Raw genomic sequence first — 24428 nt, 5'->3', positions numbered from 1 at the left:
ACGTATCGAAGATAAGCGCAATTGTAAAATTTGAAGCAATTTTGCCTCATATAATCCGGCAACTACATGGAAACGAACAATGATGATGCGGCAAAGGAAGAGCGTAAAAGGACGCTGCAAAAACAATCTTCGGGTTTCCTGAAATATTCCGGCATGGCCACCCAAATGCTCGGGACCATTCTGATCTTCACTTACGGGGGCTATAAGCTCGACGAATGGCAGCAAAATGATGTTCCGGTCTGGACGCTGGTGCTGTCGCTGCTGTCGATTGCAGGTTCATTATATATGTTGATCAAAGGTTTTACAAAAAAATAGATTGCACTTAAAGCGCCACGCATGTTACGAACAGTTGCTGCTACTATCATTATCGGAATTGCATTTTTCCTTGCTCAGCATTTTCACTTCGACCGCTTTTTGCACCCTTATATATGGTACATTCTGGTATTCTTCTTCGGGCTCTCGTTTTTCGCCCATCGCCTGATGGAGATCGGGTTTCGAAACAATCGTGAAAAATTTGTCACTTTTTACATTGCAGTCATCGTCGGAAGGATCATTCTCAGCCTGATTTTCATTGCATTATTTTTGTTCAAAGGGCTAAGTGATTCATTCTTATTTATTACCAACTTTTTTGCACTCTATTTATTTTATACATGCTTTGAAATATATGGTTTGTATCGTAACTTGCGCCGCAATTGACAAAGCATAGCATTTCAAGCCTTTATGTACACCCATTTGAGACTGTTTTTTACTACTGCCCTGGTTGCGGCAACCTGCCTTTTGAATGTTCCTGCAAGGGCGGACGAACCTACCCAGCACGAGGCTGAAAAGTTGGTTGAAGGCATTAATGAGCAAGAGCATAAAATTGAACATAATCTTGAAGAGTCAGAAGAGGAGTTCAATATTGGTCAGATGATCATGCACCACATTGCTGATTCCCATGAGTGGGAAATCACGCATGGCGTGGTTCTTCCGCTTCCTGTAATTCTTTATTCAGCAGATCGCGGAATTGAAGTTTTCTCATCTTCGAACTTTCACAACGAGCACCACGAATACAATGGTTATCACCTGGTTCACGGTGATGCTGAGACGATTGTCCCTGTTGACGAGTCCCGCGTTGTTTATGATTTCTCGATCACCAAGAACGTAGCATCCATGATGCTGAGCGCGGTGATCCTGATCCTGATCTTCACCAGCATTGCAGGTTACTACAAAAACAGCAAGGGCAAGGCACCGAAAGGTTTCCAATCCGCCATGGAGGTTATTATCCTTTTCATCCGCGATGATGTTGTGAAGCCAAATGTGGGCCCCAAATACGAAAAATACCTTCCTTACCTGCTGACATTGTTCTTCTTTATATTGGTCAACAACATTCTGGGTTTGCTTCCGGGATCGGCCAACGTGACGGGTAACATTGCTATTACAATGACGCTTGCCGTTCTGACATTCATCGTAGTTCACCTGAATGCAAATGGCAATTATTATAAGCACCTTGTAAAGCCAGATGGCGTTCCCATTCCGTTATTGCTGATTATGATTCCGGTTGAGATCGTGGGTGTTTTTATGAAGCCTTTCTCTCTCATGGTCCGGTTGTTCGCAAACATGACAGCAGGTCACATTATCCTTTTGAGTCTTTTCGGTCTGATCTTTATTTTCCAAAGCATTGTGATCGCTCCTGTTATTTCGCTTTTCGCCTTGTTCCTCAACTTTATCGAGATCATGGTGGCGTTTATCCAGGCATTTATCTTTACCCTTTTATCGTCCATGTACATTGGAAGTGCCATTGAAGAGCACAGCCATGCAGATCACGGACATTGATTGAATCTCTTTTTTATTAATTATATATTTTAACAAACACAATTATGTTGTTTCAAATCTTGCTTCAAGCTGCAGAACAAAGTGGTGCTGGTCTAGCTGTATTCGGTGCTGCAATCGGCGCTGGTCTTGCTGCTATCGGTGCTGGTCTTGGTATTGGTAGAATCGGTGGAAGCGCTGTTGAAGGTATCGCTCGTCAGCCAGAAGCTGCTGGTGCTATCCAGACTGCAATGCTTATCATCGCCGCTCTTATCGAGGCGGTTGCGCTTTTCGCAGCGGTTATCTGTCTGCTGATTTCGTTCAAGCTGTAGTAAAAAACATTGGGCCCCGGGCCCTTACTTCTTTTGCATTAGGCGGCTGAGGTAACATTGAAATTCTTCGTGGGAGCATTAGGCTTCCACGATTTTTTAAGAAATAAAAGAGAGCGGTTCTTACACTCAAAACTCATTATACTATGTCATTGCTTACTCCAAACCCAGGCCTTATTTTCTGGATGCTGGTTGTATTCTTGCTGGTTGTTTTCATCTTAGCCAAATTTGCCTGGAAACCGATCATTAAAGGCCTTAAAGACCGTGAAAATGAGATCCAGGGCGCACTTGATCTTGCAGAAAGAACAAGAGCCGAAATGATTAAATTGAAATCGGACAACGAAAAACTAATCGCAGAAGCAAACGCCGTTCGTGATCAGATCCTTCGCGATGCGAAAGATGCTGCTGACCGCACCATCCTTGAATCAAAAGATAAGGCAGCTGTTGAAGCACAAAAAATGATCGACAGCGCACGTGAAGCGATCCGTAACGAACAACAAATGGCCGTTACGAAAATCAGAAAAGAGGTTGCTGTTCTTTCCCTTGAAATTGCTGAGAAGGTTTTGCAACGCGAGTTGAAAGACAAAGAAGCACAGGAAAAACTGATCGCAGACCTTGCTTCCTCTGCCCGCTTAAACTAATTAGTCCCTTAAATTAAAAATCAATGTCAGTAAGTATAGTTGCTTCCAGATATGCAAAGTCGCTGATCGAGCTAGCCAAAGAACAGAATGTTCTGGAAGCGGTTTATCAGGATATGCTTTTATTTAAGGATACGGCTGAGAAAAACAGGGGCTTAATGCTTGCATTGAAAAGCCCGGTTGTGCGTCACGAGAAGAAACTGAATATTTTGAAAGCGCTTTTTGAAACGCGTGTCAATTCGGTTTCCTACGCGATCTTCACCATCATTACCAAGAAAAACAGGGAGGCAATCCTTGACGAAATAGCAAACGAATTTATCAAAAGCTATAACCTGAACCAGGGAATCCAGAGAGCGACAGTTACCACAACTATCCCGCTTACGGAAGAGCTTCGCAAGCAATTCTCTGACATGGTTACTGCAAAAACCGGCCGCACTGTGCAGCTGGCTGAGAAAATCGATCCGAATCTGATCGGTGGATATGTGCTGAAAATCGATGACCGTCAGATCGACGCATCTTTGAGAAGCCGTTTGAACGAGCTTAAATTACAGTTTGTAAACTGATATTTTTATCTGCATAATTTGGAAGACCCGGCTGCTATGCGGCCAGGTCTTTTTTTATGTCCAAATGTTGCTATACTTTCATCTTCGTAACATTCTTGAAGCTGATGTCGATCGCCTCCAAAGCCGGGCGCTTCGCTACATCCTGCTCCACGAAGAAATGCTGCAGACCAGCAATTTTGCGCGCGTCAAAGATCTTTTTGAAGTCAATAGAACCGGTTCCTACCTCTGCGAAAGACTGATCGGTTTTGTCCATATCTTTCACGTGCCACAATGGGAAACGGCCTGGATATTTTTTGAACAAATCAACTGGGTCAAGTCCTGCTTTTACGATCCAGTACAAGTCCAATTCAAGCTTAACCAAGTCAGGATCCGTGCTAGCAATCAAATCGTAAGGAAGCTGGCCGTCCATCTTCTTGAACTCAAAATCGTGGTTGTGGTAACCAAACTGCAAACCTGCTTTCTTGGCAACCTCTCCTGATTTGTTAAACAGATCAACGTATTTTTTATAATCTTCAATTGACTTTCTTTCGCCGTCCGTCAGATAAGCGCAGTTCACGTATTTCTGCCCGATAGCAGCTGCGTCGTCAACCGCGCGCTGCCAGTCGTTGGATAATGTGCCTTTTTGGTCTTTCATCTGAACACCTGCGCCATAATGTCCGCTTACGGGGTTTAGTCCCAGGCCGTCCAGGATCGCTTTGAATTCTTTTGGTGTTTTTCCAAAAAATTTGCCGTCGTTATATCCAAAAAGCTCAACTTCCTTGTATCCGATCGCCGCAACTTTTTTCAATGTCCCCTCCAAATCCTTCGCAAGGTCTGTCCGTAGCGTGTAAAGCTGCAAACCGATCTTAGAGGATGCCTTAGCCGTCAAATCAAATTTTGAAAGCATAGGAGCTGCCAACATAAAAGCACTCGCTTTCATGAATGATTTCCGTGAAATCTTCTCGTTGTAATTCATTTGTTTTCTGTCGAAAATTGGGGTTGGTTATATTTATTTGGTAATCGTAATTGCTCCTGAATTGGAAAGCTTCGTCTTCATTTCGTCCGTCACTTTCCAGTCTTCCGAAAAGTTTCCGTCGACAATCACATTGGTGGACGAATCTTTAAAGAAAAACAGGTCCTTGAATTCCGGAAGCCTGCGGTGCACAGGAGATATGAACGCAGCATCCTTATTATCCGCGCCAGTCCACCACGGCAAACCGGAGCTTACCGCCACATAATGCTTATCCACAGGGAATATGTAAAAAAGGCCATGTGACTTATCAGCAGCATTCAAATGCACCGGCAGCCGGTCGGCATATTTTGCAATCAGCGAATTGGTTTCTTTTGTCCCGAACAGAATCAAATTGCCATGCTCTATATCGCTTGGCCGCACATTTTTATCAGACAAAGTCCTCGGAAAGAACATGATCCTGCCTACAAATTCACCTCTGTAATAGGACCAGTTCGCGGCCTGCGTGGCAGCGTCTACGCGCTTTTTCAACTCTTCGGGTGAAGGATTGTCAGCAGTGCCATACACGTAAATATGAGGGGTTGAGAATGCTTCGTAAATTGGACCTTCTGCTCCTTTTTTCTTAACCAGGCCTGTCGCAATGGGATTTGTAGCCACTGCCCACACATTGTTGTTTTTCACGAATGAAACCGAGCTGTCCACTTTCGCCGAAAGCGCTTTTCCATCGATGCTGAACGTTACATTGCTTGCAGCATTAAATCTCGGGTGCCCTTTCAGGTTGACCGTAAATGCAGAAAGGTTTTTCGTGGTAATAGTTGCAGCATTGGGCTTGTTCAGATTGGCGTCGATCTCTGCCAGCGTTCCCAGGTTCATTTTATCAAACTGAACCCAGAATGCCTTATTGTATTTGTATTGCTTGCTGACAAACTTCACTCGATCAGGAAACGGATTACGTTCGGCGTGGCCGAACCATTCGAAGATAAATTCATTGTCATAGGCACTTACCCAGCTGTCATGTTTGACATCCACAAACTCTTTATAACTTACTTCCACTCCAATATCCTGCAGATGCTGCACCCACTTCCGCGTGTCCGCAACAGGAACCACGGGATCTGCATCGCCATGGAAAAAGTGGATCGGAAAATTCAATGCATTGGCTGCCAGATCGAACGTTCCGTTCGGCGGCGCAGGGCAAACAGGCGCTATTGCTGCCCATATGTCCGGCCTTGTCAGTCCGAGCCAAAGCGTTCCTCCCCCACCCATGGACAAGCCCGTGAGATAGGTTTTATTTTCATCGATTTTAAAGCGCTTTTTTACATCGTCCAGCACATCGTAAACATCCTCTTCCGGGATGCCCTGATAACCTGCTGTTCCTCTTGCAAATGGCGCAGCAACAATGAAATCGACATCTTCCCATTGTGGAAAATAGCGGGTTGCTTCTTTATCTGTCTCGTCCTCTGCATTGCTTTTTCCAAAAACACGACGCAAGTCCAAACGGTGATTGGAACCAGCGCCATGCAGCATAATTACCAGCGGATATTTTTTATTTTCATCGAAATTCTTGGGAAGATAGAGGCCATATGGCTGCTCGGTGTCGTCGGCGTCTGAGAAGAAAGTCAGGACTTGCGGGCCGGTAGCAAGCTTTTGCGCTTGTAAATTGGTAAAGCCCAGCAGTAAGCCCAGTACAATTAAAACTGCTTGATTCCGGAATTTGACGGTCATTTGATATGATAATTTTCTTGGGCTAAATATAAACTAAATCATAACGACTATTTGCTAAAATCTGCATTTCATTCTTGGTAATGAATGTTAACAAAAAAAAGAGGCGGATCAAATGACCCGCCTCTTCAAGCATTGTTACTTTAAAAGATCCGCCGATTAGTTGGCAAGCTCTTCTTCTTTTTTACGAACACTGATAACAAGTTGTTCACTGTTCTCTTCGTGATTGGCAACCAGCACATCACCTTCGCGCAAATCGCCTTTCAATATTTCCTCTGCTACGGGATCTTCAAGATATTTCTGGATCGCCCGGTTCAAAGGACGCGCTCCGTATTGCGGATCGTAACCTTTTTCCGATAGGAAGTCCTTCGCAGGAATTGTCAATTCTATTTCGTAACCCAAACCTTTCACACGGTTAAACAATTTACCCAGCGAAATGTCGATGATTCTGTGCAGATCTTCACGTTGCAGTGAGTTGAACACGATCACATCATCCAAACGGTTCAGGAACTCAGGAGAGAATGCTTTACGAAGTGCACTCTGAATGGTGCCTTTCATAATGTCGTCCTGATTTTCTGTTTTTGCCTTGGTTGAGAAACCGATGCCGGATCCGAAATCCTTCAAGTCACGCGCTCCAATGTTTGAAGTCATGATAATGATCGTATTTCTGAAATCCACTCTGCGTCCCAGACCATCAGTCAGGATCCCATCGTCAAGCACTTGCAGCAGAATGTTGAACACATCCGGGTGCGCTTTTTCGATCTCATCCAGAAGAACTACGCTGTAAGGCTTGCGTCTGATTTTCTCAGTTAACTGACCACCTTCTTCATAACCCACATATCCCGGAGGAGCTCCTACCAAACGCGATACGCTGAATTTCTCCATGTATTCGCTCATATCGATCCGAACCAAAGAATCATCTTTGTCAAACAGATAAGTAGAAAGCACTTTTGCAAGCTCGGTTTTACCCACACCCGTTGGCCCTAGGAAGATGAATGATCCAATTGGTTTCTTAGGATCTTTCAAACCTACCCTCGTGCGCTGAATAGCTTTCACAAGCTTTTCAATCGGCGGGTTCTGGCCGATAACTTTCGCTTTCAATTCATCCGCCATGTTCAGCAATTTCTTGCCTTCGTCCATGGAAACATTCGTTACCGGAATGCCCGTCATCATCGCTACCACTTCGGCTACATTATGCTCGGTTACGGTGTAACGCTTTTGTTTGGTTTCTTCTTCCCAAGCCAGTTTCGCACGATCCAATTGATCGATCAATTTCTTTTCACGATCTCTCAGTTGCGCTGCTTCTTCGTATTTCTGGCTTTTAACAACCCTGTTCTTTTCTTGCTTGATGTTTTCAATCTGCTCTTCGAGAACTAGAATGTCTTCTGGAACTGTAATGTTGCTAATGTGAACCCTCGCTCCTACTTCATCCAGAACGTCGATCGCCTTATCCGGCAAGAAACGGTCTGTAATGTATCTTTCAGAAAGCTTAACAGCCGTGCTGATCGACTCAGGCGTGTAATTCACATGGTGGTGATCTTCGTATTTATCCTTAATGTTTTCAAGGATCTGAATGGTTTCTTCAATCGAAGTTGCATCCACCATCACCATCTGGAAACGACGTGCTAATGCACCGTCCTTCTCAATATACTGGCGATATTCGTCTAATGTCGTAGCACCGATACACTGGATTTCTCCGCGTGACAATGCAGGCTTGAACATGTTTGAAGCATCAAGCGAACCGGAAGCGCCACCTGCGCCTACAATCGTGTGCAACTCATCAATGAAAAGGATCACATCCGGGGATTTTTCCAATTCATTCATTACCGCCTTCATTCTTTCCTCAAACTGACCGCGGTATTTTGTTCCTGCAACCAGAGAAGCCAGATCCAATGTTACAACGCGTTTTCCGAAAAGCACACGCGATACTTTTTTCTGAACAATTCTTAGTGCAAGACCTTCTGCAATCGCAGTTTTACCCACACCAGGCTCACCGATAAGGATCGGGTTATTCTTTTTACGACGGCTAAGGATCTGGGCTACACGTTCGATCTCCTTTTCACGTCCAACGATCGGATCCAGTTTACCAACCTCAGCCATTTTGGTCAGGTCGCGTCCAAAGTTATCCAACACCGGAGTCCGTGATTTCTCTGCTCCTTTCGATTCTTTACCAGATGCAGAGCCGCTTCCTCCTCCGAACATGCCACCTCTTGCCTCCTCATCTCCGTCTTCGGTCTCCGGCCCCATATGCGGCTTTGATCCTGATGATTGATATTCTAACATTTCTTTGATGACTTCGTAGTTAACATTAAATTTATGAAGAATCTGGGTGCCAACATTATCTTCATCACGCAAAATCGAAAGCAGCAAATGCTCTGTCCCGATCAAATTACTCTTAAAAATTTTGGCTTCCAGATAGGTAATTTTCAAAACTTTTTCCGACTGTCTTGTCAGGGGTATATTTTGTAAATTCTTAACGTTATTGGTCGCTGCGCCCTTTGTTGCCTGCTCAATGGTCTGTCGGACATCGTCCAGTGAAACGCCAAGCTTCTTTAATAAGCCAATCGCCACGCCGTCTCCTTCACGAATCATTCCTAACAACAAATGCTCTGCTCCAATGTAATCATGACCGAGGCGAAGGGCTTCTTCCCGGCTCATCGTGATTACTTCTTTCACTCTATTCGAAAATTTTGCTTCCATTATGCAGCAATAAAAAGTGTTTAATATTCTAAACGCTACTTGATCCTCGTTTGTTCAAAATAGCTTTACTGGAACTTACAGGATCTTAACAAAACACTCCTTGCTTCCGGCCCCATATTAAATAGTAAATCGATAATACTCAAGTTACTTACAAAATCATTCCCAAATGTCTGGTAATAAGGCTCTGGCTTATAATATTCGGGTGAAAAGTCGCTTTTCTTATTGTTAATGAGGGAAATAGCATTAAAAACGCTGCTTTCCTCCATTTCCAAACCTGACAAATTGTACTGTAAATCCTTTTTAACTCCTACCAATCTAAGACAAATTGTCAATAATTCATAATTCAAATCGACGAGATAAGCTAATTTTTTGTCGTATATCTGCAAAAGCTCCGGGGCGTAAAACTCGTAGAACGGGGATTTTCCGTAAGCTGATTGCAAGCAGCCTAAGTGACGGCGGAGCCAATCCTGGCCGTAGTCGATCTTAATGTCTTTCGTGGGGGTGGCTGTCTCGTACTTCTGAACCGGAACTGTCAGCTGGTCTACTTTATTCGCAGTCAGCACACTGCATCTGTTTCGATAGGTCTGCTTTACGTACCGTTCCTCAATGTCAATATAAATACGGTCGTACTTTAATAAACTTGTAAAATACGCTATACAAGGCAAATACTGTAATTCGATCCGTATTCCGCTAATTTCCTTACTGTTATTCTCAATTTCTGGCACTATCAAATATGGTAAAGCCTCACGATATTATCAAAAAATTTATAATAAATATTTTGCCCGGATAGCATTATACCATACGAACTTAAAACATTACAATTTCGGCCTATAAAAACATAGTCGTATCGCCCAGCCCTTCCCGGATGATCTCGAATCCGTCACTGTCTGATTTCACGATGGTCGAAGCAATGTTCCCTCCGTATCCGCCGTCAATAACAATGTCCACCTGGTGCTGGAATTTCTCATAAATCAGCTCGGGATCAGTAGAATATTCGATGATCTCATCGTCGTCTTTGATAGAAGTCGTGACAATGGGATTACCGAGCTCTTTCACGATCAGGCGGGCAATGTTGTTGTCAGGGACACGGATTCCAACCGTTTTTTTATTGGTATTTAAAAGTTTGGGAACCGCGCTGGTGGCTTCCAGAATGAATGTGTAAGGACCCGGCAAAACCCTCTTCATGATCTTGAATGCGGAATTATCGACGCGGGCAAAATCCGAAATGTGGCTCAGATCGTAGCAGATAAAGGAAAAATCGTTTTTTTGAGGCTTGATCCCTTTGATACGGGCGATTTTCTCGACAGCCCTGGAATTATAAATATCGCATCCAAGCCCATAAACCGTGTCGGTAGGATAAATCACCAGACCACCATTTCTAAGCACATCCACGACCTGGCGGATTCTTCTTTCGTCAGGATTTTGCGGGTAAATTTTTATAAACTCAGCAGGCATAGGCAATAGTAACTTTTTAAAATAACAATCCTAAAAGCTAAAACCTTCCTGACCAAGCGCTTTTTTTAAGTTTTTGATATAAAAACGATACGCAAAATTAACAGGAAGATGAAGTCTGCACATTAAAACAACGAGCTCGGTTTGCCATCCCGGATTCTCAATGTAGTTCAGCAAAACCCGAAAACGAACTGCAAGTTCATATTCTTGTGCATACCAGCATTTTCTGATAAATGTACGGATGCGTGCAGCCAAAAGATCGAATTCCTGCTGATCCCTGTTCAGGTCGTAAGCTTTGTTGCAGACTGCATAATAGGAGGCCAGCATGCCGCTTCCTTTTTTATAAACCATGGAAGAAAGGGATGAAGGCACAATGCGCTTTTGGGTAAGAATTTCATCCAGATAAAAATATTGGAATTTGGAAGCCGAGCGCACCCAAAAGTCGAAATCCTCAAATGTAAGCGTCTCATCATAGCCGCCGAGTTCAAGCATCGTGCTCGTACGCATCATCATGGTAGGCGTGCAGATGAAGTAACGTTCCAGCACATTTTTATAAACATCACCCGAAGGAATTGGCCTGACCGCGCTGCCATGCGCATCCACTGCATAATGATTACCAAGCTTTTTTCCGGCAGGATCAATGTATTGCGCATTGGAAAAAATCACCGCATAATTCTCCGGCAGCAATTCAAAAGCTGCCACTTGCTTTTCAATGCGATCGGGCATCAGCACATCGTCTCCCGAAAGGTCGATCACATATTTTCCCTTTGCTATGGACAGCCCGTAGTTAAAGGCGGCGCACAAGCCGGAATTTTTTCTGTTTTTAATCAATGAAAAATTCCGGGAAGGATTTTTAAAGGTCTGGATAACAGCCAGCGTATCGTCTGCGCTTGCATTGTCGATGACAATTAGTTCGAGGTTGGGGTAAGTTTGGTCAAAGACCGATGCGAGTGTGTCGCTAATGTATTTTTCCTGATTATAGGCTGTCAGGATAACAGTCACCAATGGATTCTCCTTTTCTTTCATCTCAACACGAAGGGCATTTCAGGGCGTTCAGCCACTTTTTTTAGTTCTTAATGAAGCCGTAAAGGACAAAACTAGCAACATTGAAGCGATGTCAGAAAAGTAGTTAGTTTGCGGTAGGTCAGCGTTTGGAGATGGCTTTGGCCCTGGTTGCTGTGTTAATTCCCGCATTGATTTCAAACCCAAGAATGATCACGAAGGCTAGCAGATAAAGCCAGATCATTAAAGCAATCATGGTTCCTATGGAGCCGTAAAGTTTGTTATAGGAGCTGAAACGGGACAAATAAAAGGAGAAGCCGTAAGTAGCAAAAAGGATCAGCACAGACGAAATGACAGCGCCGGCGTTGATAAAGCTGAATTGCCTTCCATGCGAAGGTGCAAACCTGTAAATCATGGAAATCGTGAGCATTAACGAGCCAAAACTGATGAGATAACGGGTAATGTTCAGCAAGCTGATCATCCAGGTGTCTCGCAGAATGTTCCAGTCGCTGAGAATATTCATCACCGCATCACCCACAATCAGCAAAATGACAGAAAGAAAAAGCACGAGAATTAGAAGCAGGGTCAGTAATGTAGCAATGCCGCGCAGTTTCAGGAACCCCCGCGTTTCGTTGTCATCATACACCATATCAAATGACCGCATCAACGAAATCATCCCATTAGTCGACGCGATCATGGCGAAAATAAAACCAAAAGAGAGCACGCCTTTCCTCGGCCTGCTGATAATGTCCATGATCGTCTGGTCTGCATCTCCGTAAATGCCGCTCGGAATATTTTCACGCAGCAATTCCATGATCTGCTGATCCAGGTGCTCGATGGGAATGTAGGGAATTAATGTAAAAAGGAAGATAATGGCCGGGAAAGCCGCCAGTGTAAGGCTGTAAGCAACCGCGGAAGCGCGCTGATCAATGTCGTATTTCCGGTTGCTCCTTACCAGATTCACCAGAATTTCGTACAGAGAAACTGTCCCGCCTAGAAAAACGGTCTGCTGCAACCAGACAATTAGCCGCTTCACATGACGGTTCTTCAACAGTTTCTCAAGCATAGGCAGTTATTTAAATTGCAAAATACGGTTTCAGCTTATTCAGGAGCTTTTCCGGGGCCACGCAAAGCTTTCCATTGTCGCGTCGTTGAAACACCAGTGTCGTTTCTCCCGTATTAAGAAGCACATTCAGCTGGTTACGGATCTCATAATGAAAAACGACCCTTATGCCCGGCATTTCCTGCAAAATAACACGGATACTCAGTTCATCATCATAGCGGGCAGGTTTAATGTAGCGAGAATGATTTTCGTAAACCGGCATCATAACCCCTTCATCTTCCATCACCTTATAATGAAAATCCAGGCTCCGCAATGCTTCCACCCTTCCTATTTCGTAATAGCGCGCATAATTTCCATAATACACATATCCCATCTGATCCGTATCCGCATACCGGACCCGAACGCCCTTAACTTCGTGAATGAACATTATTTCATGATTTTGAGTCGGTTCAACTCAGCCTGGTACATTCTTGCGTTGTTCAGGTGGTCCGAATAATTGGTGGCAAAAGCATGGTAACCCGAAAGGTCCGCCTTTGCACACATATATACATAATCGTGCTTTTCGTAGTTCAGCACAGCATTCAGGGAATTAAGATCTGCAACGCGGATCGGGCCGGGAGGCAAGCCTACATTAACATATGTATTGTAAGGAGATTTAATCGAAAGCTGACCATTCAAAATCCGTTTGATAGCGAAGTCCTGCAAAGCAAATTTAATGGTTGGGTCGGCTTGCAAAGGCATCTGGGCGTTCAGGCGGTTCATGTAAAGCCCTGCCACTTTGGCCCGCTCGTCTACTTTCCGCGCTTGTTCTTCTTCCACAATGGAAGCCAGGATCGATACCTGCTCAGGCGTCAGTCCGATGGCTTTTGCTTTTGCAGTTCTTTCCTCATTCCAATATTTTTTATACTCACTGTGCATCCTGTCCAGGAATTTCTCCGTGCCGGTTGTCCAGTATATTTCATAAGTGTTTGGTAAAAACATGGAAACGATCGTCAGTGTATCCAGCCCGTATTTATTACAAACAGCCGGATTGTTCAATGCTTTTCTGAAACCCTCTTCTCCAAACTCAAACCGACTGCCGATTCTTTTGATAAGATCCTCTTTCAGCCTGATATTGTTGAAAGTCAGCTTCACGGCATCCTGGTTTCCCGCCGCAAGCTTTTTAACCACTGTATAGTTACTTGATTTCGGCTTAATGACATATCTTCCCGGCTTTACCTTGTCAGGATAGTTCAGAAGCTTTGCCAGAAACTGAAATGAAATGTGATCATTAATAACGTCATGCTTATTCAGCGAATCAAGCACGCCTTTATAAGTCCCGTTTTCAGGAATAAGCAATGCAAAGCTTGTCTCTTTATCCGCTTGCAGGTTTGGCGTTTTGAATATCTGCCAGAAATAAAACGTGAATGTTGTAGTCAGAATGGCAATGGTTACAAACAACCCTACTTTGAAATTACGCGACATAAGTGATACGGCTATCGGCTTCCGGCAGGCGGCCGTCGGCTTTTGTGTTTAATGTTATAAATTGATTTCAAAGGGTATGCCAAATCTTTTGGCCAACTCCTGTAATGACAAAACGACGGGTTCGAGTAAATGAATGCCATTCACGCTGCGATCCGCTTCACTTTCACGCTCAGGGTCACCGGGAATAAGCACTTTTTGTCCATCCACAGCCCGGGCGCCGCGAAATGCCTTAATCCATTTGTCCATATCCTGCTTGAATTCCTCCGCAGGACGGAAACCATCCACGCGCATGGCGCCCAGGAAATGTCCCGTTCCCAAGCCAACACCCTGCTGCGCAGTCATGAATCCGGCAGTTGCAAATGGCGGAACCCAGGGGCCGAAATTAGCACCCGAAAGCACGCCCGAAAATATATCGACGATGGCTCCGAGTCCGTAACCTTTATGACTTCCATGCTCGCGGTCGGAGCCCAGCGGAAGCAAGCCGCCCCCGCTTTTCACGGCATTGGAATCCGTCGTGGCGTTCCCCTCCGCATCCTGCGCCCAACCAAGCGGAGCAGGCAATCCTTTGCGCTGCAATATTTCAAATTTTCCATACGCAACGGCCGTTGAAGCAAAATCTGCTACAAATGCAGGTTCCGTCAGAGCAGGCACTGCAACGGCTATGGGATTGGTCCCCAATAATTTATCCAAAGAAAAAGTAGGCGTTACCAACGGCGCGGCATTGGTCATGGTCCAGCCGATCATGTCTTTTTCCAAAGCCAGCATCGCATGATATCCGGCAATGCCAAAGTGGTTTGAATTCCGGACAGAAACCCATCCTGAACCCACTTTTTCGGCCTTTTCCATGGCAATTTCCATCGCTTTCGGGGCCACTACGAGACCTAAGCCTCTGTCGCCGTCCACAACGGCTGTGCTTGGGGTTTCATAAACAACTTTTACATCCGGCGTGGGATTAAGCCTTCCGTGATCATACAGTCGAACATAACCTGCCAAACGCGCAATGCCGTGGGAGTCAACGCCACGCAAATCGGCGCTTACCAAAACCGTTGAAGCCAGTTTCGCCTCTTCCGGCGAGCATCCGATGGCAAGAAAAACTTCTTCCGTGAAATGTTTTAAATAACTGGCCTGATACATATACGTCAAATGAGTGAACTTCTTTTCAAGTCCGCAAATATCCTAATTCAATTCGCATCGTCCAATATTTCATGGAAATCTGTTCAGCTGTGCTGTAAGACGGGCAGATTAATGCATTTCAAACCGCTGGCGAAGATTAGTTTAAGGTTAAAAAGTACGCAACAATGCAACACTTTTGCCCGTTTCAGAGAATGATTCCCTATATTTGAAACATTCTTTTAACGCTATGAAACAGCTTTTCGTTATCGCTATTTTTCTACTCACAGGGAGTCTTCACGCATGGTCGCAGGACCATTATGATGCCAGAAAAGCACTTTCAAGCGAAGAACTTTTTATCAAACAAGGCAATACAAGCCGGGTAATTGCAACACCCGGACAAAAATATCTGGTCCTGGATGCTTCTCCAATGATTGGAGGATTTCACAGATACCGCTTCTTTCCCGGCGACAACATTAAGTTCCGGATGCACAATGAGACCATTCGTTTCAACGAAACCATCGCCAGCGTCACTGATTCCTCTTTTAGCATTGCCATTATCAATGAGGCAGTTGGCAGAATGGATTACCAGGAAATCCTTTTGAAAGATATCCGGTTGATGAAGGTTTCACGACGGATCCCGTTCATTTCTCAGCTGGCACCGTTACTGCCTCTGGCCGGCCTCCTTTATGTGGGTGCCGATTTTTTTAACAAAGGCGTTGATGACAAAAGATTCACAACCGACGCATCTTCACTTGTTGTAGGCGGTGCGTTCATTGCCGCAGGTTTTGTTTGCTACAAACTGACTTTCTCCTCGCTTAAAATAAACGGCAGGAATAAGCTGAAAGTCCTGGAAACATATTAATACTTACCAAATTATCCGAAGGCCAATGCCTTTGATTTGTCCTTAATCTGATTCTTTACAGTGAAATCCATTCTAGTCCACCCACCCCAGAAATCCATACGCGCAGAAATCCGGCTTGCAGCATCCAAAAGCGAATGCAACCGTGCTTTGATCATTAATGCCTTGACCGGTTTTGAATGCGAGCTCACCAACATTTCGGAAGCACGGGATTCGCAAACCATGCTCAGATTGCTCAATTCCAATGATGCTGTGGCCGATGTGATCGATGCAGGCACGACAATGCGTTTCCTGACCGCTTATTTTGCTGTAACAGGTCAGGCGAAAATCATGACGGGCACGCCGCGGATGTGTGAAAGGCCTATCGGCATTCTGGTAGATGCGTTAAGGATCTTAGGTGCAGATATTGAATATCAGAAAGAAACAGGTTACCCGCCATTAAAACTGAATGGTTTCACCTATTCCGGCCAGAACGAAATCAACATGCGCGGCGACGTCAGCAGCCAGTATATTTCAGCATTGCTGTTAATAGCGCCGGGATTGCCTAGTGGATTGAAAATCCAGCTGGAAGGTGAAGTAGGCTCGAAGCCATACATTGAAATGACATTAAATCAAATGGCTCATTTCGGCATCAATTATCATGCAGACTGGCATACAAACACCATTATAATTCCTCCGTTCAAGTATGAGCCACATCCTTACGCCATCGAATCAGACTGGTCGGGTGCGAGTTATTGGTATAGCATTGTGGCGCTCGCCGATGATGCCGAAGTGGAATTGCTGGGATTGAAGAAGGATTCATTGCAAGGTGATAGCGCCATTGTCGACATTATGCGTCATTTGGGCGTGGAAAGTACATTTACGGAAAGAGGCGTTCTGTTAACCAAAATCGCCCCCGCCGCGTCCATAGGCTGGGACTTTACGGCTTGCCCGGATCTTGCCCAGACCGTCGCAGTTTGCTGCGCCGTTAAAGGCATTACTTTGTCTCTTACCGGCATCGAAAGCCTTAAAATTAAGGAAACAGACCGCGTTTTTGCCTTACAGCAGGAATTGCAGAAGCTGGGTGCCACATTAAAGGAAATAGAAAAAGACCACCTTTACGAAGTCGCTGGGATTCCGGGTTTTGAGTCCACAGAAACGCCATCCATCCACACGTATGACGATCACCGCATGGCTATGGCTTTCGCACCCGCCGGAATTGTGTCGCCAATTATCATCGAAGAACCGGGCGTGGTCGTAAAATCGTATCCTGGTTACTGGAAGGACCTCGCGGTGGTAACCACCTGGGAAGAAGTCTGACCTTCCGTTCACTAAACCCATCAATTCATGGAAAACGTTGCGTCGTTCTTTGCTGCTGTCCCGATATGGGCATACCTGATCCTGATTCCCGTTATCATTGCCGTCAGGGACATTTTGCAGCAAAAGCATACGATCCAGCATAATTTTCCATTGGTAGGCCATTTCCGCTATATGCTGGAAACGATCGGACCTGAGTTGCGGCAGTATATTGTGGCCAACAACCGCGAGGAGCTGCCATTCAACCGGCGTCAGCGTTCGTGGATTTACGCTTCTTCCAAAAAAGAAAATAATTACCAGGGTTTTGGCACAGACCAAAATATGCAAGAGCCTGGATATGTGCTCATTAAACCAGCAATGCTTCCTTTTCGGCTGGATACTACGCATAGCCATCACATCAAGAATGGCAATGATCCGCATCATTATACCATTCCTTCGGCCAAAGTAATCGGTCAATCCCATAACCGGAAACGCCCTTATCGCCCGCGTTCCATTGTAAATGTAAGCGCAATGAGCTTCGGTTCGCTTTCCTCGCGGGCCATTGAATCATTGAATAAGGGCTCGTACCAATTTGGCAATTACCATAACACCGGCGAAGGCGGCTTGTCTCCCTACCATAAGTTCGGGGCGGACGTGGTCTTCAATATGGGGACTTCGTACTTTGGTGTCCGGGACGATGATGGCAATTTTGTGATGGAAAAGCTTGTGAAAATGACACAGCAGAACCCGTTCGTGCGATTGATCGAGCTTAAACTTTCACAAGGTGCAAAACCGGGAAAAGGCGGCGTGCTTCCTGCGAGTAAAATCACGGCAGAGATTGCCGAGATCCGCGGCGTACCCATCGGCAAAGACGTGGTTTCCCCACCCTATCACAGCGCTTTTTCGAATGTGAAGGAAATGGTGGATTTTATCGAGGCCATGGCGGATGCGACGGGCCTGCCGGTCGGGCTGAAATCGGCCGTCGGGAAAACGGATATGTGGGAAGAATTGGCAGATATTATGGCCGAAACGGGAAAAGGCCCAGACTTTATAACCATTGACGGCGGTGAAGGCGGAACGGGTGCAGCACCGCCTTCTTTTGCCGATCACGTTTCGTTGCCATTGGTTTTTGCTTTCAGCACTGTTTATAAAATATTTCAAAAAAGAAACCTTACTGATAAGATCACGTTTATCGCTTCGGGCAAGCTGGGACTTCCTGCTCAGGCAGTGATGGCTTTTTCTATGGGTGCGGACATCATCAATGTGGCACGCGAGGCAATGATGTCAATCGGCTGCATTCAGGCGCAAACCTGTCATACCAACCGCTGCCCTACCGGCATCGCCACCAACAACAAATGGCTCGAAGCGGGCATTGATCCAACATTAAAGAGTGAGCGCTTCAACAGTTATATGAGCACGCTGGCCAAAGAGATCATCGAAATCACACACGCCACGGGATATGAGCATCCTTGCCAGTTTGGAATGAATGATATTGACATTTCAATGGGCGATCTCAATAAAACCATTACTTTGGCAGACAATTATGGTTATCTGAAAACCATTGTCCCCTATTCCGGCATTCGCGAGCTCCTCGATTGTCCGCATCTGGGTGGCAGAAAGATTCCTGGTGAAAAGACGGTTTAACCTTTTAGGAACATGATAAGAACTATACAAACCACACTTATTGCTTCATTCCTTTGCCTGAACCTTTGTTTCGCGCAAAACAACCCACGTTATTTTGTTCTTTTTAAGGATAAAACCAACACAACATTCTCCGTAGATAAACCGGCAGAGTTTCTGTCAGCCCGGTCTATCGAAAGAAGGACGCGGCAGAATATCCCGGTTACCACGCGTGATTTTCCTGTGAATCAAACTTACACAGCTGCAATAAAACAGCTGGGCGCGTCGGTCATTTTCACCTCCCGCTGGTTCAATGGCGCCGTGGTAGAAGCCAATGCTGCACAGCTGGCGAACATTAAAAAGCTGGCATTTTACAAAAGCATTGAATTCGACCTTCCCGTTGCCAACATTAACGGACAATCCCCCGGCGTAGAGCGCGTGAGCGCATTGAACCGGAAACTCGAAGCGGAAGAAGTCAACTATGGAAATATGAATGCGCAGCTTGCATTAATGGACGTTCCGCAGTTGCATACCAAGGGTTTCCACGGAGAAAATATGCTGATCGCGATCCTCGACAATGGCTTTTTGAATGCCGATCAGGTCGGCTTTTTGAAACCGCTCCGCGATGAAAAAAGGGTCATGGACACTTATGATTTCATGGGCCGCGAAAGCAATGTTTATAATGATGGATCGCACGGTTTGCACGTCATGTCCACCATGGCAGCGAATCAGCCCGGAACTATGATAGGCGCTGCATTTAAAGCTGATTATGCCCTGTATCGCACAGAAAACGACTTTCTGGAATCACCTTACGAAGAAATTGCCTGGTTAATGGCAGCTGAACGCGCAGACAGCGTGGGCGCGGACGTGATCAATTCCTCCTTAGGTTACAGCCAGTTTGACGCGGAATTTAACAAACCCGAATACAATTACACCTACGAAGATCTGGACGGAAAAACCACCATTGTAAGCCGTGCCGCGCGCTATGCAACCCGCACGGGCATGCTGGTGGTGTGCTCAGCCGGTAACGAAGGGAATAAGCCGTGGCACTATGTCACTGCTCCCGCAGATGTGGATTCTGTACTAACGGTGGGCGCGACCAATTACGAGCGGGCTTATGCAGCATTAAGTTCAGTTGGGCCAAATGCAGCAGGCCAGCAAAAGCCGGATGTTGCCGCCGTGGGCCTGGGCTCGGTGATCGGTAACACATCGGGAAATGTGGCGAGCAGCAACGGCACATCATTTTCGTCGCCTTTGATCGCTGGCTTTTCGACCATTTTGTGGCAGGCTTATCCTAATCTGACCGCGCAGCAGCTCATTTATGTAATCAAAAAATCGGGACATCAGGCCAGCGCGCCTGACAACTTGCTAGGCTACGGTGTTCCAAGCACGGTTAAGGCCGAACAGATTATTCAGGACGAATTTATGCCACTTGGCACAGAGGATAATCTGCTTACGGCCATTGTGCTGTTGCCCAACCCTGTCCAGGAGAATGCAAGCCTTTCCATCCCGCCACATTTGATCGGCAAAAAAGCTACGCTTAGTATCTATGGATTAAATGGAAAGGCATTAAGTATCTCAGAGTCAAGACTGACCAGCACACAGCCCATTGCTACAAACCAATTGGCAGCAGGCCTTTATCTGATTAACATCCGGGTGGATAATCACGAAAAAGCACTGAAATTCATCAAGCAGTAATCTTCCGGATCATCCGCACCACGGATTCGGAATCGTTCAGCTTTTGCACCTCCTGCAACGGGATCCACTGCACATCAAGCGATTCATCATTCACAACGATTTCCTGGCCGGGCGCAGCCTTAAAAGCAAACCGAATGTCATAATGGTTATGTGCAGGAAGGCCTTTTCGCTCGGGAATCAGATGAATATCGACATCAAAAATTCCGTTTTTATACAGATCCAAATGTTGGATCCCTGTTTCTTCCCATACTTCTTTACGCGCAACCCGTTCTGTGTCAGAGTCGCCATCACAATGTCCGCCGGGCTGTAACCACCGTCCCAGTTTCTGATGATGCATGAGCAACACCGATTGCTTGTCCGTAGAAAGTACAAGTCCGGAAGCCGTAATATGCCCGATTTCCAGTGACCTTTCGAAACAATCCGGGTGCATTTTCACAAATGCAATCGTGTCCTGATACATTTCTTTTTCAATTCCATCTTCCGGCGTATATGCATCAAGGAGGGTGAGCAAACTATTCCGCTTCATGTAGGCTATGTGATTTTTTCATTCTAATTTCACCACAAGTTTAATACTTCAAGAAATAAACCACCTTATTAAGAAATGAAAAAGTATTTATTATCGGTTTCCCTTGCCGCATTATTGGCTACAACCGCCATTGGTCAACGCACGCCACAGGCCAGCCCGGCCGCTACGGTAATGCAAAGCATCGGAGTAACCGATTTCACTGTAAAATATTCACGTCCAGCCCTTAAAGGAAGAAAAGTATTTGCCGACAGCTCCGCATTGGCTCCCTATAACCAGGTCTGGCGCACAGGCGCTAACATGGCCACCATATTAGAAGCCGGAACAGATTTCTCGTTCGGAGGCAAAAAAGTCCCCGCAGGAAAATACGCATTGTTTTCCATCCCATCCGGCGCTGCCTGGACTGTGATTTTGAATAAAAACTTCAACCAGGGCGGAACGCAGGATTATAAAGAAGCGGAAGACGTAGCAAGAGTCATGGTCGTTCCTACATCCGCTGAATTTACCGAAAACTTCAAAATTTGCATCGAACCTACGTCGGATAGCACGGGCTTCCTGAACATTGCCTGGTCGTCCGTTAATGTGCCTGTTCCGTTGGCTGTAAACACAGAGTCACTTACCATGGCCGGCCTTAATAAGGCAGTTGCAGAAAAACCGGAGGATATAGCGGCGTTACAGAGCACAGCAGGTTACTTGTTGTCCAAAGGCAAAGATCTGCAAGTGGCGCTTTCGCTGGCTGATAAGGCGATCGCACTGAAAGAATCTTACTCCAATTTATGGCTCAAAGCACAGATTTTAAGTAAGCTGGGCAAGAATGCAGAAGCATTGCCGGTTGCCCAAAAAGCATTGACATTGGGAGCTGCTGCGAATGATGTCGCTTTTTCAAGTTTTTATAAAGGACAAATCGAAAGCGGGATCAAGCAAATCCAATCCAAAGTTTCGGCCGCGCCCAAGCAGGCTTCCCCGGCAGTAAAAGGCAAGAAAAAGAAGAGTTAACAGAGAATGTTCAGATAATATGGGATGCGGCAAATTTTGTCGCATCTTTTTTTTGCATATTGGAAGTCGTTCCATCCCTCCGGGATTCAGATCCCCACACGCACGTTGCTACCAATATTACATGCCTCCGGCATTTGCTGGCAACAACGCTAAGTCGCGGAGCGACGTAATATTGGTAGCAATGGATATGCGAATGTTGAATTTAATGCCGGAGGCATGTAATGACATTCGTAACGCCACCCTGGAACCCACGTTAGCGGAAAAACCGTGGGACGGTCCAGCCGTATTTTACCGCTAAAATGCGAATGGCTATGATGACGAGTGAGGCGGAAATGAACGCAACATTGCGCCCGGCCCCAACGCTATCCAGCAGCAAATAACTGCAAGCGCCTGCAAAACAAGCGGTTGCATACACTTCCTTCCGATAAATGATCGGAATCTCATTGGTCATCATGTCGCGGATTACACCGCCCATGGTGGCTGTGAAGATGCCCATAATGACAGCTATCTCAGGCCGGACGCCCAGATGCAACGCTTTTTCTGTGCCGATAATGGTGAATAATGCTATCCCGAAAGTATCGAACAGAAAAAGCGTTTTACGAAGCCTGAGCAGGAATTTGTAAAAAATAAATGTAGCCAGAATGCCCGCCATAATGGCGTAAATGATTGTGATATCACTGATCCAGACGAGCGGGTAACTGCCCAGCAGAATGTCGCGCAATGTTCCTCCGCCAATGGACGAAATAAAAGCCGTGAAACTCGCTCCAAACCAGTCCTGGTGCTTCTGATCTTTCACAGCCAGCGCGCCGGAAATAGCAAAAGCGAATGTGCCGATGATCTCTAAAATATACTGAATGCTCATCCCACGAAATTGCTAAACCGCAACCGGGGCCTTGATGCCCGGCCAGGGACTGTAATCCTGCAATTCAAAATCTTCAAATTTGAAATCAAAAACACTCTTAACGTCCGGATTGATGACCATTTTTGGAAGGGCACGCGGTTCGCGGCTCAGTTGTAAGCCGACTTGCTCCAAATGGTTCAGGTAAATATGCGTATCGCCGCCGGTCCAGATGAAATCACCCAGATCGAGATCACATTCCTGCGCGATCATCATGGTAAGCAACGCATAACTGGCAATGTTAAACGGCACGCCCAGGAAAACGTCCGCGCTGCGCTGGTAAAGCTGGCAAGACAATTTCCCGCGTGTTTCTCCCGAATCTTCATCCGGAGGTGCCACGTAAAACTGGAACAATGCATGACAAGGCTGCAATTTCATTTCCGATAATTGCGACGGGTTCCATGCCGAAACCATGATCCGGCGCGAGTCCGGCGAATTTTTCAATTGCTTCAAAACCTCCTGCAACTGGTCCACAGTCTTGCCGTCAGGCCCTTCCCAGCTCCTCCACTGCTTGCCGTACACCGGACCCAGATCGCCATTTTCGTCCGCCCATTCGTCCCAGATCGAGACGCCGTTCTCTTTCAGATACTGAATGTTGGTATCGCCTTTCAGAAACCACAAAAGCTCGTGAATGATCGATTTTGTATGCACTTTTTTGGTGGTAACCAAAGGAAATCCGTCTTTCAGGTTGAAGCGCATTTGATAACCAAAAACACTGACCGTTCCTGTGCCGGTTCGGTCGGTTTTACGAACTCCGTGTTTGAGTACATGGCGTAACAAATCCTGATATTGCTGCATTGCGATATAATTAATGCGTTGTAAAAGAAGGTAATGTTGAATTAAACGGTTGCGATCTCAACGTCATAAGTGATCGTTGCAAGCGCTTCCAGCTGGGCTGTTGCCGAGCAATATTTTTCCATCGACAAGCCGATAGCACGGTTAATTTTGCTTTCATCCAACTGATTACCAGCAAATTTGAATGTCAGATGTATTTTGGTAAATGGCTTGCGCTGCGTGTCTTCTTCCTGTGTGCGGTCGCCGTCGGCGATAACGCGAAAATCGGTGATATCCTGGCGTTGCTTTTTGAGGATCAGTACCACGTCGATGGCGCTGCAGCTGGCCAGTCCCATCAATAATAATTCCATAGGCCGCACGCCTTGGTTGCTTCCGCCGATTTCCGGGGAGCCGTCGGTATGCACTTTCACTTCTGAGGAACCACTGCCTTCAAAATGAAAAGCATCATCAACACGAACGAGTTCTACTTTCATAATAATACTCCTGATTGTAAGCGGAGCTTGGGTTAAATGTAAATGTTCACAAGGCCAGCAAAAACTGCTTTCGCGAGTGATTTGTAATGTGCTGTCGGCCGTTATACTTTAATAAGGATATGAACCGGATCAAAGTTCAAATATACTCCATCAAACCCGATTCGGCTATTTAACCGAATAATTTAAAAAGATACATAAACCTCGTATATTCGTTTTATTATGCCGTTTTAAAGGTTTTTAATAAAATAAACGCGAAACGATATGTGGAAAGAGGACGATAACAAGCTCAAAAAAAGCTTCACTTTCAAGGATTTCAAACAGGCATTTGCCTTCATGACCGAGGTCGCGGAAACCGTGGACGAAATGGACCATCATCCTTTCTGGACCAACACTTATAACAAAGTGACATTTGAATTAAACACACATGACGCAGGCGACATTGTTACCGAGAAAGACCGGAAGCTCGCAGCTGCGATTGACGAAATTTTTGAAAAAACCAAAAAATAAC

26 protein-coding genes are annotated in these 24428 nt (G+C 45.7%); 12 read left to right on the top strand and 14 right to left on the bottom strand.

What is annotated here, in order from left to right; genetic code table 11:
- Window positions 1–66: 66 nt before the first annotated feature.
- From LZG74_RS06270 to atpH, 6 genes are all read left to right on the top strand, one after another.
- The gene (locus LZG74_RS06270; RefSeq protein WP_233795729.1) at window positions 67–315 is read left to right on the top strand and encodes an AtpZ/AtpI family protein; all 249 of its coding nucleotides are present in this window, start codon (window positions 67–69) and stop codon (window positions 313–315) included.
- A gap of 21 nt (window positions 316–336) precedes the next feature.
- Window positions 337–696 carry a hypothetical protein gene (locus LZG74_RS06265; RefSeq protein WP_233795728.1) on the top strand — a complete coding sequence of 120 codons (360 nt, stop codon included), beginning with the start codon at window positions 337–339 and terminating at the stop codon, window positions 694–696.
- Window positions 697–720: 24 nt separating this feature from the next.
- On the top strand, window positions 721–1815 hold the full coding sequence (gene atpB, locus LZG74_RS06260; RefSeq protein ID WP_233795727.1) for a F0F1 ATP synthase subunit A: 1095 nt from the start codon (window positions 721–723) through the stop codon (window positions 1813–1815).
- 44 nt (window positions 1816–1859) lie between these two features.
- Window positions 1860–2123 (top strand): ATP synthase F0 subunit C, encoded by a 264-nt coding sequence (gene atpE / locus LZG74_RS06255; protein ID WP_026630873.1) that lies wholly within the window; start codon window positions 1860–1862, stop codon window positions 2121–2123.
- Window positions 2124–2266: 143 nt separating this feature from the next.
- Window positions 2267–2761: a F0F1 ATP synthase subunit B gene (gene atpF / locus LZG74_RS06250; RefSeq protein ID WP_233795726.1), complete on the top strand. Its 495-nt coding sequence runs from the start codon at window positions 2267–2269 to the stop codon at window positions 2759–2761.
- A gap of 23 nt (window positions 2762–2784) precedes the next feature.
- On the top strand, window positions 2785–3321 hold the full coding sequence (atpH, locus tag LZG74_RS06245; RefSeq protein ID WP_233795725.1) for an ATP synthase F1 subunit delta: 537 nt from the start codon (window positions 2785–2787) through the stop codon (window positions 3319–3321).
- A 70-nt stretch (window positions 3322–3391) separates the two neighbouring features.
- Here the strand turns inward: atpH and LZG74_RS06240 are convergent, their stop codons facing one another.
- The 10 genes from LZG74_RS06240 to LZG74_RS06195 all read right to left on the bottom strand — a co-directional run bounded on the left by LZG74_RS06240 (window position 3392) and on the right by LZG74_RS06195 (window position 14804).
- Window positions 3392–4276: a sugar phosphate isomerase/epimerase gene (locus tag LZG74_RS06240; protein ID WP_233795724.1), complete on the bottom strand. Its 885-nt coding sequence runs from the start codon at window positions 4274–4276 to the stop codon at window positions 3392–3394.
- Window positions 4277–4309: 33 nt separating this feature from the next.
- Window positions 4310–5992 carry an alpha/beta hydrolase-fold protein gene (locus LZG74_RS06235; RefSeq protein WP_233795723.1) on the bottom strand — a complete coding sequence of 561 codons (1683 nt, stop codon included), beginning with the start codon at window positions 5990–5992 and terminating at the stop codon, window positions 4310–4312.
- Between the two features lie 156 nt (window positions 5993–6148).
- Window positions 6149–8689 (bottom strand): ATP-dependent Clp protease ATP-binding subunit, encoded by a 2541-nt coding sequence (locus LZG74_RS06230; protein WP_233795722.1) that lies wholly within the window; start codon window positions 8687–8689, stop codon window positions 6149–6151.
- A 65-nt stretch (window positions 8690–8754) separates the two neighbouring features.
- Window positions 8755–9414: a WbqC family protein gene (locus LZG74_RS06225; protein ID WP_233795721.1), complete on the bottom strand. Its 660-nt coding sequence runs from the start codon at window positions 9412–9414 to the stop codon at window positions 8755–8757.
- 103 nt (window positions 9415–9517) lie between these two features.
- A complete protein-coding gene (locus LZG74_RS06220) occupies window positions 9518–10144 on the bottom strand; it encodes an L-threonylcarbamoyladenylate synthase (protein WP_233795720.1) in 627 nt (208 codons plus the stop codon).
- A 30-nt stretch (window positions 10145–10174) separates the two neighbouring features.
- Window positions 10175–11167: a glycosyltransferase gene (locus tag LZG74_RS06215; RefSeq protein ID WP_233795719.1), complete on the bottom strand. Its 993-nt coding sequence runs from the start codon at window positions 11165–11167 to the stop codon at window positions 10175–10177.
- A 118-nt stretch (window positions 11168–11285) separates the two neighbouring features.
- Window positions 11286–12209, bottom strand: coding sequence for a YihY/virulence factor BrkB family protein (locus tag LZG74_RS06210; RefSeq protein ID WP_233795718.1), 924 nt, complete (start codon window positions 12207–12209; stop codon window positions 11286–11288).
- A 10-nt stretch (window positions 12210–12219) separates the two neighbouring features.
- Entirely contained in the window at window positions 12220–12633 is a 414-nt protein-coding gene (locus LZG74_RS06205) for a thioesterase family protein (RefSeq protein WP_233795717.1), read from the bottom strand.
- Window positions 12633–13670 carry an endolytic transglycosylase MltG gene (mltG, locus tag LZG74_RS06200; RefSeq protein WP_233795716.1) on the bottom strand — a complete coding sequence of 346 codons (1038 nt, stop codon included), beginning with the start codon at window positions 13668–13670 and terminating at the stop codon, window positions 12633–12635. The genes LZG74_RS06205 and mltG overlap by 1 nt, the downstream gene beginning before the upstream one ends.
- A gap of 54 nt (window positions 13671–13724) precedes the next feature.
- A complete protein-coding gene (locus LZG74_RS06195; protein WP_233795715.1) occupies window positions 13725–14804 on the bottom strand; it encodes an Ldh family oxidoreductase in 1080 nt (359 codons plus the stop codon).
- Between the two features lie 226 nt (window positions 14805–15030).
- On the opposite strand from LZG74_RS06195, the gene LZG74_RS06190 reads away from it, so the two are divergent.
- Genes LZG74_RS06190 through LZG74_RS06175 form a run of 4 tightly spaced genes read left to right on the top strand, consistent with a single transcriptional unit; the run spans window position 15031 to window position 20235 of the window.
- Complete coding sequence (locus LZG74_RS06190) at window positions 15031–15645, top strand: hypothetical protein (RefSeq protein ID WP_233795714.1); 615 nt, start codon at window positions 15031–15033, stop codon at window positions 15643–15645.
- A gap of 60 nt (window positions 15646–15705) precedes the next feature.
- Window positions 15706–16941: a 3-phosphoshikimate 1-carboxyvinyltransferase gene (locus LZG74_RS06185; protein WP_233795713.1), complete on the top strand. Its 1236-nt coding sequence runs from the start codon at window positions 15706–15708 to the stop codon at window positions 16939–16941.
- Between the two features lie 27 nt (window positions 16942–16968).
- On the top strand, window positions 16969–18561 hold the full coding sequence (locus tag LZG74_RS06180; RefSeq protein ID WP_233795712.1) for an FMN-binding glutamate synthase family protein: 1593 nt from the start codon (window positions 16969–16971) through the stop codon (window positions 18559–18561).
- A 12-nt stretch (window positions 18562–18573) separates the two neighbouring features.
- Window positions 18574–20235 carry a S8 family peptidase gene (locus LZG74_RS06175; protein ID WP_233795711.1) on the top strand — a complete coding sequence of 554 codons (1662 nt, stop codon included), beginning with the start codon at window positions 18574–18576 and terminating at the stop codon, window positions 20233–20235.
- On the opposite strand, the gene LZG74_RS06170 is transcribed toward LZG74_RS06175, so the two are convergent.
- Window positions 20225–20761 carry an NUDIX hydrolase gene (locus tag LZG74_RS06170; RefSeq protein WP_233795710.1) on the bottom strand — a complete coding sequence of 179 codons (537 nt, stop codon included), beginning with the start codon at window positions 20759–20761 and terminating at the stop codon, window positions 20225–20227. The genes LZG74_RS06175 and LZG74_RS06170 overlap by 11 nt on opposite strands.
- Window positions 20762–20836: 75 nt before the next feature.
- Between LZG74_RS06170 and LZG74_RS06165 the strand changes: the two genes are divergently transcribed.
- Window positions 20837–21754, top strand: a complete 918-nt coding sequence (locus tag LZG74_RS06165; RefSeq protein ID WP_233795709.1) for a DUF2911 domain-containing protein — start codon at window positions 20837–20839, stop codon at window positions 21752–21754.
- Window positions 21755–22007: 253 nt separating this feature from the next.
- On the opposite strand, the gene LZG74_RS06160 is transcribed toward LZG74_RS06165, so the two are convergent.
- Genes LZG74_RS06160 through LZG74_RS06150 form a run of 3 tightly spaced genes read right to left on the bottom strand, consistent with a single transcriptional unit; the run spans window position 22008 to window position 23920 of the window.
- A complete protein-coding gene (locus LZG74_RS06160; RefSeq protein ID WP_233795708.1) occupies window positions 22008–22616 on the bottom strand; it encodes a trimeric intracellular cation channel family protein in 609 nt (202 codons plus the stop codon).
- Between the two features lie 12 nt (window positions 22617–22628).
- Window positions 22629–23450, bottom strand: coding sequence for a thymidylate synthase (locus tag LZG74_RS06155; RefSeq protein ID WP_233795707.1), 822 nt, complete (start codon window positions 23448–23450; stop codon window positions 22629–22631).
- Between the two features lie 41 nt (window positions 23451–23491).
- Window positions 23492–23920 carry an OsmC family protein gene (locus LZG74_RS06150; RefSeq protein WP_233795706.1) on the bottom strand — a complete coding sequence of 143 codons (429 nt, stop codon included), beginning with the start codon at window positions 23918–23920 and terminating at the stop codon, window positions 23492–23494.
- A 261-nt stretch (window positions 23921–24181) separates the two neighbouring features.
- On the opposite strand from LZG74_RS06150, the gene LZG74_RS06145 reads away from it, so the two are divergent.
- Entirely contained in the window at window positions 24182–24427 is a 246-nt protein-coding gene (locus LZG74_RS06145; RefSeq protein WP_233795705.1) for a 4a-hydroxytetrahydrobiopterin dehydratase, read from the top strand.
- Window position 24428 lies beyond the last annotated feature (1 nt).

Origin of the sequence: Dyadobacter sp. CY327 (genome assembly GCF_021390415.1) — a bacterium.
GTDB lineage: Bacteria > Bacteroidota > Bacteroidia > Cytophagales > Spirosomataceae > Dyadobacter > Dyadobacter chenhuakuii.
This window is presented reverse-complemented; position numbering and strand designations above follow the sequence as displayed.

Bases quoted from the DNA above. Each gene is read 5' to 3' on its own strand.
- LZG74_RS06270 (WP_233795729.1), top strand. From the start codon at position 67: ATGGAAACGAACAATGATGATGCGGCAAAGGAAGAGCGTAAAAGGACG.
- LZG74_RS06265 (WP_233795728.1), top strand. From the start codon at position 337: ATGTTACGAACAGTTGCTGCTACTATCATTATCGGAATTGCATTTTTC.
- atpB (WP_233795727.1), top strand. From the start codon at position 721: ATGTACACCCATTTGAGACTGTTTTTTACTACTGCCCTGGTTGCGGCA.
- atpE (WP_026630873.1), top strand. From the start codon at position 1,860: ATGTTGTTTCAAATCTTGCTTCAAGCTGCAGAACAAAGTGGTGCTGGT.
- atpF (WP_233795726.1), top strand. From the start codon at position 2,267: ATGTCATTGCTTACTCCAAACCCAGGCCTTATTTTCTGGATGCTGGTT.
- atpH (WP_233795725.1), top strand. From the start codon at position 2,785: ATGTCAGTAAGTATAGTTGCTTCCAGATATGCAAAGTCGCTGATCGAG.
- LZG74_RS06240 (WP_233795724.1), bottom strand. From the start codon at position 4,276: ATGAATTACAACGAGAAGATTTCACGGAAATCATTCATGAAAGCGAGT.
- LZG74_RS06235 (WP_233795723.1), bottom strand. From the start codon at position 5,992: ATGACCGTCAAATTCCGGAATCAAGCAGTTTTAATTGTACTGGGCTTA.
- LZG74_RS06230 (WP_233795722.1), bottom strand. From the start codon at position 8,689: ATGGAAGCAAAATTTTCGAATAGAGTGAAAGAAGTAATCACGATGAGC.
- LZG74_RS06220 (WP_233795720.1), bottom strand. From the start codon at position 10,144: ATGCCTGCTGAGTTTATAAAAATTTACCCGCAAAATCCTGACGAAAGA.
- LZG74_RS06215 (WP_233795719.1), bottom strand. From the start codon at position 11,167: ATGAAAGAAAAGGAGAATCCATTGGTGACTGTTATCCTGACAGCCTAT.
- LZG74_RS06210 (WP_233795718.1), bottom strand. From the start codon at position 12,209: ATGCTTGAGAAACTGTTGAAGAACCGTCATGTGAAGCGGCTAATTGTC.
- LZG74_RS06205 (WP_233795717.1), bottom strand. From the start codon at position 12,633: ATGTTCATTCACGAAGTTAAGGGCGTTCGGGTCCGGTATGCGGATACG.
- mltG (WP_233795716.1), bottom strand. From the start codon at position 13,670: ATGTCGCGTAATTTCAAAGTAGGGTTGTTTGTAACCATTGCCATTCTG.
- LZG74_RS06195 (WP_233795715.1), bottom strand. From the start codon at position 14,804: ATGTATCAGGCCAGTTATTTAAAACATTTCACGGAAGAAGTTTTTCTT.
- LZG74_RS06190 (WP_233795714.1), top strand. From the start codon at position 15,031: ATGAAACAGCTTTTCGTTATCGCTATTTTTCTACTCACAGGGAGTCTT.
- LZG74_RS06180 (WP_233795712.1), top strand. From the start codon at position 16,969: ATGGAAAACGTTGCGTCGTTCTTTGCTGCTGTCCCGATATGGGCATAC.
- LZG74_RS06175 (WP_233795711.1), top strand. From the start codon at position 18,574: ATGATAAGAACTATACAAACCACACTTATTGCTTCATTCCTTTGCCTG.
- LZG74_RS06170 (WP_233795710.1), bottom strand. From the start codon at position 20,761: ATGAAGCGGAATAGTTTGCTCACCCTCCTTGATGCATATACGCCGGAA.
- LZG74_RS06165 (WP_233795709.1), top strand. From the start codon at position 20,837: ATGAAAAAGTATTTATTATCGGTTTCCCTTGCCGCATTATTGGCTACA.
- LZG74_RS06160 (WP_233795708.1), bottom strand. From the start codon at position 22,616: ATGAGCATTCAGTATATTTTAGAGATCATCGGCACATTCGCTTTTGCT.
- LZG74_RS06155 (WP_233795707.1), bottom strand. From the start codon at position 23,450: ATGCAGCAATATCAGGATTTGTTACGCCATGTACTCAAACACGGAGTT.
- LZG74_RS06150 (WP_233795706.1), bottom strand. From the start codon at position 23,920: ATGAAAGTAGAACTCGTTCGTGTTGATGATGCTTTTCATTTTGAAGGC.
- LZG74_RS06145 (WP_233795705.1), top strand. From the start codon at position 24,182: ATGTGGAAAGAGGACGATAACAAGCTCAAAAAAAGCTTCACTTTCAAG.